Below are 536 nucleotides of genomic sequence, written 5' to 3' on the forward strand. Positions count from 1 at the left end.
ATAATCCATCTTATAGATATGGTCACCGGATAAAATCAAAATATATTCAGGATCTTTTTTATCAATATAAGCGATATTCTGATAAATAGCATGCGCTGTTCCTCCAAAATACTTGCTTCCCTCTGCTGAAGAATAAGGTTGCAAAATTGTTACGTCACTGTTAACGCCATTTAATCCCCAAGGCGCCCCATTTCCGATATGTTCATTAAGTACCAAAGGTTCATATTGTGTAATGACACCGACATTTTTAACGTTTGAATTGACACAGTTGGACAGGGCAAAATCAATGATACGATAACGCCCTCCAAAGGGCACAGCTGGTTTTGCAACATCCTTGGTCAGCTTTCCCAGACGCGTTCCTTGTCCTCCTGCAAGAATAAGTCCAAGCATTTCTATTCCCATAACAGACCTCCATCTTTGTAGCATTAGAAATTTTTTATCAACTTAATACAAGTTTATATAATTAAAATAGCAAAGTCAAATGTTTTTAATATAAAACTCATTTTACTTTTATAAACAAAATGAAATTTTGTGAG

At 35.1% G+C, this 536-nt stretch carries 1 protein-coding gene; it reads right to left on the minus strand.

Annotation, left to right across the window (positions count from 1 at the left end; translation table 11 throughout):
- Positions 1-402: sugar phosphate nucleotidyltransferase (locus B4H39_RS05390; RefSeq protein ID WP_286927535.1), on the minus strand; the 402-nt coding region annotated here is incomplete at its 3' end.
- Positions 403-536 lie beyond the last annotated feature (134 nt).

This window comes from Lactococcus sp. UBA7128 (assembly GCF_002492185.1).
Lineage (GTDB): Bacteria > Bacillota > Bacilli > Lactobacillales > Streptococcaceae > Lactococcus > Lactococcus muris.